This is a genomic window from Paenibacillus sp. DMB5 (assembly GCF_001517085.1).
Classification (GTDB): domain Bacteria; phylum Bacillota; class Bacilli; order Paenibacillales; family Paenibacillaceae; genus Paenibacillus_AQ.
Genome location: NZ_LRAC01000166.1, coordinates 21,160 through 27,538, shown reverse-complemented (window position 1 = coordinate 27,538; position 6,379 = coordinate 21,160). Strand labels below are relative to the sequence as shown.

At 54.7% G+C, this 6,379-nt stretch carries 8 protein-coding genes; 7 read left to right on the top strand and 1 reads right to left on the bottom strand.

Features of this window, described 5'->3' with window-relative positions; genetic code table 11:
• Positions 1 to 220: 220 nt before the first annotated feature.
• Both AWJ19_RS30965 and AWJ19_RS30960 read left to right on the top strand, forming a co-directional pair.
• Positions 221 to 982, top strand: coding sequence for a hypothetical protein (locus AWJ19_RS30965; protein ID WP_068729318.1), 762 nt, complete (start codon positions 221 to 223; stop codon positions 980 to 982).
• Complete coding sequence (locus tag AWJ19_RS30960; RefSeq protein WP_068729316.1) at positions 892 to 1,944, top strand: SbcC/MukB-like Walker B domain-containing protein; 1,053 nt, start codon at positions 892 to 894, stop codon at positions 1,942 to 1,944. The genes AWJ19_RS30965 and AWJ19_RS30960 overlap by 91 nt, the downstream gene beginning before the upstream one ends.
• 203 nt (positions 1,945 to 2,147) lie before the next feature.
• Here AWJ19_RS30960 and AWJ19_RS35490 read toward each other — a convergent pair whose 3' ends face one another.
• Positions 2,148 to 2,291: a hypothetical protein gene (locus AWJ19_RS35490; RefSeq protein ID WP_157890126.1), complete on the bottom strand. Its 144-nt coding sequence runs from the start codon at positions 2,289 to 2,291 to the stop codon at positions 2,148 to 2,150.
• 217 nt (positions 2,292 to 2,508) lie between these two features.
• Here AWJ19_RS35490 and AWJ19_RS30955 point away from each other — a divergent pair, with 217 nt between their 5' ends.
• From AWJ19_RS30955 to floA, 5 genes are all read left to right on the top strand, one after another.
• Positions 2,509 to 2,868, top strand: a complete 360-nt coding sequence (locus AWJ19_RS30955; protein WP_068729315.1) for a histidine triad nucleotide-binding protein — start codon at positions 2,509 to 2,511, stop codon at positions 2,866 to 2,868.
• A 137-nt stretch (positions 2,869 to 3,005) separates the two neighbouring features.
• Positions 3,006 to 3,179, top strand: coding sequence for a 30S ribosomal protein S21 (gene rpsU, locus AWJ19_RS30950; RefSeq protein ID WP_005547957.1), 174 nt, complete (start codon positions 3,006 to 3,008; stop codon positions 3,177 to 3,179).
• Positions 3,180 to 3,194: 15 nt separating this feature from the next.
• On the top strand, positions 3,195 to 3,638 hold the full coding sequence (locus AWJ19_RS30945; RefSeq protein WP_039876079.1) for a GatB/YqeY domain-containing protein: 444 nt from the start codon (positions 3,195 to 3,197) through the stop codon (positions 3,636 to 3,638).
• Positions 3,639 to 3,931: 293 nt separating this feature from the next.
• Positions 3,932 to 5,308 (top strand): nodulation protein NfeD, encoded by a 1,377-nt coding sequence (locus AWJ19_RS30940; RefSeq protein WP_241781949.1) that lies wholly within the window; start codon positions 3,932 to 3,934, stop codon positions 5,306 to 5,308.
• A 53-nt stretch (positions 5,309 to 5,361) separates the two neighbouring features.
• Entirely contained in the window at positions 5,362 to 6,363 is a 1,002-nt protein-coding gene (floA, locus tag AWJ19_RS30935; RefSeq protein WP_068729313.1) for a flotillin-like protein FloA, read from the top strand.
• Positions 6,364 to 6,379: the final 16 nt, after the last annotated feature.

Here is a 6,379-nt window from a genome sequence, read left to right as displayed (position 1 = left end):
CGGAAGCCGCCGCAGGGGAAGCTGCCGTGCGCCTGGAGCAGCACGGCAGCGCGCTGGAGGCCGCGCTCAAAGAGCAGGAGGTTCACCGGCTCTCGCTTGCGCTCGCCGGTGAACTCCAAGACGGGCTGCTTGCCCGGTCTGCGGCAGCGAGCATCACCCCGCGCCTGCGTCCGCCCAGGGCGGCGGCGCGGAGGAAGAGACGGCCGGCCGGCTCCAGCAGGTGCGCCAGCTGGCCAGACAGGCGCTCGGATACACGCAATCTGCTGCGCAGCTGCTGGAACAGGACGGAGCGTGGCTCGAGCAGGTGTACGGCGCCAGCGTGACGGACAGCCCGGCTGATCCGCCGGCTGCTGCCGGCCTGGAGCAGGCCGTTGCTGCCGTTGCACAGGCCGGCCAGACGCAGGCGGAAGCGCCGGATGCCGGGCTGCTTGCAGAGCTGGAGGCCAGACTGGCTTCCGGCAGATCACGCTCGGCAGGGCTGCGCAGCACAGCTGCCCGCTGGCAGCAGTCCATGCAGGAGCAGCAGCAGCTGTGCCATAAGGAAGCGGCTGCCGTAGAGGCAGAGACAACCTGGCTGCAGGGACTGGCCGCCAAAGCCGAGGAGCTGGCAGGCCAGTTAGCCGGCCTGCGCGGGGAATGGGCAGCGCTGTTCCCGGAACTGGCGGTGAACGAGGCGGAGGCCGCTTACCGGGCCATGCAGCTTAAGGACGAGCAGTCGGAGGAAATCCGGGGACGGCTGGAGATCAGCGTGAAATTCCTGGAGGACAAAAATACCGCCGTCCAGGCGCTGCAGGAGGAAATTACCGGTCTGGACAAGGAGCTGGCCCAGCTGCATGCCCAGCTGGAGGGCAAGGAAGCGCTGGAGCGCGAGAAGGCGCAGCGCCTGCAGCAGTGGACTGGCGGCCGGCCGCTGCCGGGCTGCTTGCTGATTGCGAGCGGCAGCTGCGCAGCCTTCAGGCTGCGCTTGAGAGCAGCAGGCTAAGCCACCGCCAGGCTGCCGAGAAGGCACAGCATGAGCTGAAGGAAGCGGCCATTGCTCGCCAGGCGGCTGAATCTGCCCGCGAGCATTACACCGAAGCTGCTGCGCGCTGGGAAGAGAGCCTGCAGTCGTCTCCGTTTGCTTCAGCGGCTGAGATCGAAGCTGCAGCCCTGCCGCCGGAAGAACGGACGGCGGCTGTCCTCCGGGTGCGGAGCCACCGTGAGGAGGAAGCTGAAGTGAACCTGCAGCTGCGGAGCATCGCCGATAAGCTGCAGGGAGAAGTCCTCAGCGACGGAGAATGGCAGGAAAGCGTGGCTGCGCTTAAGCAATGCAAGGAGGACGACGAGGAATCGCTGCGGAGCCGGGCACGTGCCGAGCGCGACCTGGAGGATCTCCAGCAGCGCCACATCCGCTGGATGGAGCTGGAGGAGCAGCGGTCCCGCCATGCAGAGCAGCAGGACCGGCTGTCCAAGCTGCAGACCGTGCTGCGCGGCAATGCCTTCGTCGAGTATATCGCCGAAGAGCAGCTGATGCAGGTGTGTCAGGCCGCGTCGCAGCGGCTGCGGTTTCTGTCCAAACAGCGTTATGCGCTGGAAGTTGACTCCGGCGGCGGCTTCGTGATCCGCGATGACGGCAACGGTGGCGTGCGCCGACCGGTATCTACCTTGTCCGGCGGTGAGACGTTCCTGACATCCCTGTCACTAGCTCTCGCCCTGTCGGCACAGATCCAGCTGCGCGGACAATACCCGCTGCAGTTCTTTTTCCTTGATGAAGGGTTCGGTACTCTGGATACAGAACTGCTGGATACCGTAATCACTTCCCTCGAGAAACTGCATAATGACCAGCTGTCCGTCGGGATTATCAGCCATGTTCCCGAGCTCCGGGCCCGGCTGCCGCGCAAGCTGATTGTCGTTCCTGCCGAGCAGGGCGGCGGGGGATCGCACATTCTTTTGGAAAAAATGTGAAACCAGGGGCTTGATGTGATGTCAATCACAGAGACACCATCATGCCCCTGTTATAATACAGCTAAGCCGACATCTTTTAGAAACACCTCGGCGGACGTATGACCGGGATGCACTCCTTTTCATACGTTCGCCGCCGAATCAGCCTTTCAGCTGATAGGGTGTTTCTTTTTTTTGTCTTTTTTTATGTATCGTGAGAAAAAGGATTACAGCTCGTCCTTATATTTGCTATCCGGGAAAGGATGGCAAAGATTCATGGTGGTTTGATTCACAGGTGTATTCCAGACCATATCTGCTGCTGTTACAGATACAGTTTTGATAACGTGTGATTGCTGGGTTGTATTATCCATAGCCTGAATTGCCCTGCTTCCAAATGACTCACCGCGGCTTTCGTATTTCTTCAAAATCCTGTATGATTAGAACACATAAAACATGGCGTGAAGGGTCGGGCATTCCAAGGTCAGGCAGGAGGTCCATGAAGACCAAATGTCTGTCCAAGCAGCAAGTTTTGCCGCTAAGACTACTCAAGCAGCTAGGCTCCACAAAACGTTCAGGAGGAAGTGTTGTATGGAAACCGTTTTTAGCAAAATTATTGAGGGCACAATTCCTTCAAAAAAGGTGTTCGAGAACGAGCGGATTCTGGCGTTCCATGATATTCAGCCTGCGGCCCCTGTGCATGTGCTGATTATTCCCAAGAAATTCATCGCCTCGATGAACGATGTTACGGCAGAGGATCTGCCGCTGATCGCCGAGATCCATGCTGTAGCCCAGCAGATTGCTGTCGAGCTTGGTGTCGCGGAAACCGGATACCGTTTGATCAATAACTGCGGACCAGACAGCGGACAAGCCGTTCCTCACCTGCATTACCATCTGATCGGCGGCGCCAAGCTGGGTGCCCTTGTCGGCATTTCAGACTCACACGCGTAATACTTTATTGAAAATCAGATTGCCTGCCGAAAAAAGAATAACACGAAGGTTGACACCTTATTTCAGTTTGACCTATAATGAAATTTGATGAACCGTGTTATGCTCTTGGACGGTCTGGTCGGAGGGAGGGAAAACTGGTGTCTGAAACGAAAGTTCGTAAAAACGAGACAATTGATGCTGCACTTCGTCGCTTTAAACGTTCCATCGCTAAAGATGGTGTCTTGGCTGAGGTGAAGAAACGCAAGCATTATGAGAAGCCAAGCGTTAAGCGCAAGAAGAAGTCTGAGGCTGCTCGTAAGAGAAAGTTTTAGGAGGATTACCGAGTCATGAATCTTAGCGAACGATTGAACGAAGATATGAAGCAAGCGATGAAGAGTAAGGACAAGTTCACACTCTCCACCATTCGAATGGTTCGTTCTACGATAAATTATTCTGAAATAGAATTAAAGAGAACATTAGACGACAACGAAGTGCTTGATATCCTTAGTCGTGAAATCAAACAGCGCAAAGATGCCCTCCAAGAATTTGAATCAGCGGGTCGTGAAGAGCTTGCCGCGAATACGAAGGCAGAAATCGAGATTATCATTAAGTATCTTCCTGCGCAGCTTTCCGAAGAAGAAATTAAAGTAATTGTACAGCAGACCATCCAGGAAACCGGTGCTTCTTCGAAAAGTGATATGGGTAAGGTCATGAGCGCACTGATGCCTAAGGTCAAAGGTCGCGCCGATGGTAAACTTGTGAACCAGGCGGTTCTGCAATTTCTGCAATAATATAGCGCTAACACCCCTTTTTATAAGGGGTGTTTTTCGTTATAAAGGGACAAAATATAAGCATCTGCTTATCTTTGTCCCTTTTTCAAAATATAAGAATTTATGTGTTTTACGTTATAAATAATCCTTCTATTTCTCGCAGAAACGGGTACCGCCTTCTCTGAAGGAAGGCATAGCCGTTTCTACTTGTTGGTCTTACAGCCGTCAGCCCGGTTAATGTTTTGAAACGGATTGGCGGATAAGGGCGTACTAGGAGTATGAAATGGGTTATCATGAAGAGGGGAGGTTCTATTGTGAGCAGATTCCGGAGAGGGCTTGTTTCCTTTACTGCCGCTATTCTGCTGCTGATGCTGTGCATACCGGTACTGGCAGGTGCAGCCGCATCATCCGGGTCAACAGACCGGCCGGCTGGAGAAGTCAAAAGCGGCCCTGTGTTTATCATTCCGGTTGAACATGAGATTGAACGCGGGCTGCAGAGCTTTTTGGAGCGCGGATTTGCAGAGGCGGCTAACTACGGGGCGGTTCTGATTGTACTGGAGATTGATACACCGGGGGGACTGGTGGATTCTGCAGAGCAGATTGGTTCACTGATCAGGGACAGCGACATTCCGGTTACCGCTTTTATTAAGGGCGACGCTGCGTCGGCAGGCAGTTACATAGCGTTGAACGCAGACAACATTATTATGAAGCCCGGAAGCATGATCGGCGCGGCATCGCTAGTAGACAGGAACGGCAACAGTGTGGATGACGCCAAAATCGTCTCATACTGGAAGTCCAAAATGGTCGGGGCAGCCATGCTGAACGGCCGTGATCCTGACATTGCTGCAGGAATGATGGATGTGAACCTGGTCGTGAATAAGCCTGAGCTTGGAGTGAACAAGGCGGCAGGACAGATCATTGCGCTGACCAGTGACGAGGCGCTGAAGGCGGGCTATGCCGAGCATTTGGCGGCTACCTCTGAGGAGGCAGTCGGCTTGCTGGGCTTCTCGACGGACGACATTTTTCACGTCAAGCAGACCGGAGCGGAAAAAGTGTCACATTTTCTCACCAATCCGGTTGTAATGATTATTCTGCTCTTTATCGGGATTGCCGGGATTGTCATTGAGCTGCTGGTGCCGGGCTTCGGTGCTCCCGGTATTATCGGGACCCTGGCCTTCGCGCTGTATTTCTTCGGGAACTACGTTGCAGGATTCGCCGGAGCGGAGACATGGCTGCTGTTCATTCTGGGGCTTGTCATGCTGGTGCTGGAGCTCTTTGTGCCAAGCTTCGGCATACTCGGACTGCTTGGTTCAGTCTGTCTGATCGCAGGTGTTGTTCGTGCAGCTTTCAGCTACACCCACGCCCTGCTTAATCTCGGGATCGCATTTGCTGCTGCGGCAGTAGTCATTGCGGTCGTTGTGGTTACTTTTAAGGAGCGCGGCATCTGGAACCGGTTCATTCTCCAGGAGAGTTTGACCAAAGAAGAGGGCTTTGTGCCTGCACTGGAAAAGCTCAGCCTCATTGGCGCAGCGGGAATGAGTATTACTCCGCTCCGTCCTGCTGGAACAGCCATGATCGGCGGAGAACGGGTGGATGTGGTTACCGAAGGAAGCTTTATCAATCCTGACCGTCCTATTGCCGTGGTGAAGGTGGAGGGCGGCCGTGTGGTGGTAAAGGAAGCAGCCGAATGAGCCTGCGAATGTAGAATGATTTTTAATAAAAGTAACGGAGGTTGGGAACAGGTATGGGCGAAGCTTCTTTGATTCCTATTTTGCTGATTGCGGTTGTCGTGATCATTGTATTGAGTGTGTTCTTCAGTTTCTTCCCGGTTATGCTGTGGATTTCTGCATGGGCATCCGGTGTAAGAATCAGTATTATTACGCTGGTGGCGATGAGACTGCGCCGGGTAACACCAAGCCGGATTGTTAATCCGCTGATTAAGGCTACCAAAGCCGGACTGGGTCTTAACATCAACCAGCTGGAAAGCCATTATCTTGCCGGCGGTAACGTGGACCGGGTTGTCAATGCGCTGATCGCGGCGCAGCGGGCCAATATTCCGCTTGAATTTACCCGTGCGGCGGCGATTGATCTGGCAGGGCGTGACGTGCTGCTGGCGGTTCAGATGAGTGTTAACCCGCGTGTCATTGAAACACCGATTGTAGCTGCAGTTGCCAGAAACGGGATTGAAGTTAAGGTAAAAGCCCGCGTGACTGTCCGTGCCAATATCGACCGGCTGGTCGGGGGTGCGGGTGAGGAAACCATTATTGCCCGTGTCGGCGAAGGGATTGTTACCACGGTAGGTTCCAGTAATTCGCATAAAGACGTGCTGGAGAATCCGGATTCGATTTCCCGGACTGTTTTGTCCAAGGGGCTTGACTCCGGAACAGCTTTTGAAATTCTCTCCATTGACATTGCGGACGTTGATGTCGGCAAGAATATCGGGGCTTACCTGCAGACTGAGCAGGCAGAAGCGGATAAGCGCATCGCCCAGGCGAAAGCCGAGGAGCGCAGAGCGATGGCCGTGGCCCATGAGCAGGAGATGAAGGCTCGAGTTGTCGAAATGAAGGCGCTGGTTGTCGAATCCGAATCCCAGGTTCCGCTGGCTATGGCCGAAGCGCTGCGGTCCGGACAGCTGGGTGTAATGGATTACATGAATCTCAAAAATATCGAGGCCGACACGCAGATGCGCGGCTCGCTCGGTAAAGTGAACGACGGGGATGATCCGAACCGTCCGACCAATAAATAAGGGGATGTGAGATCCC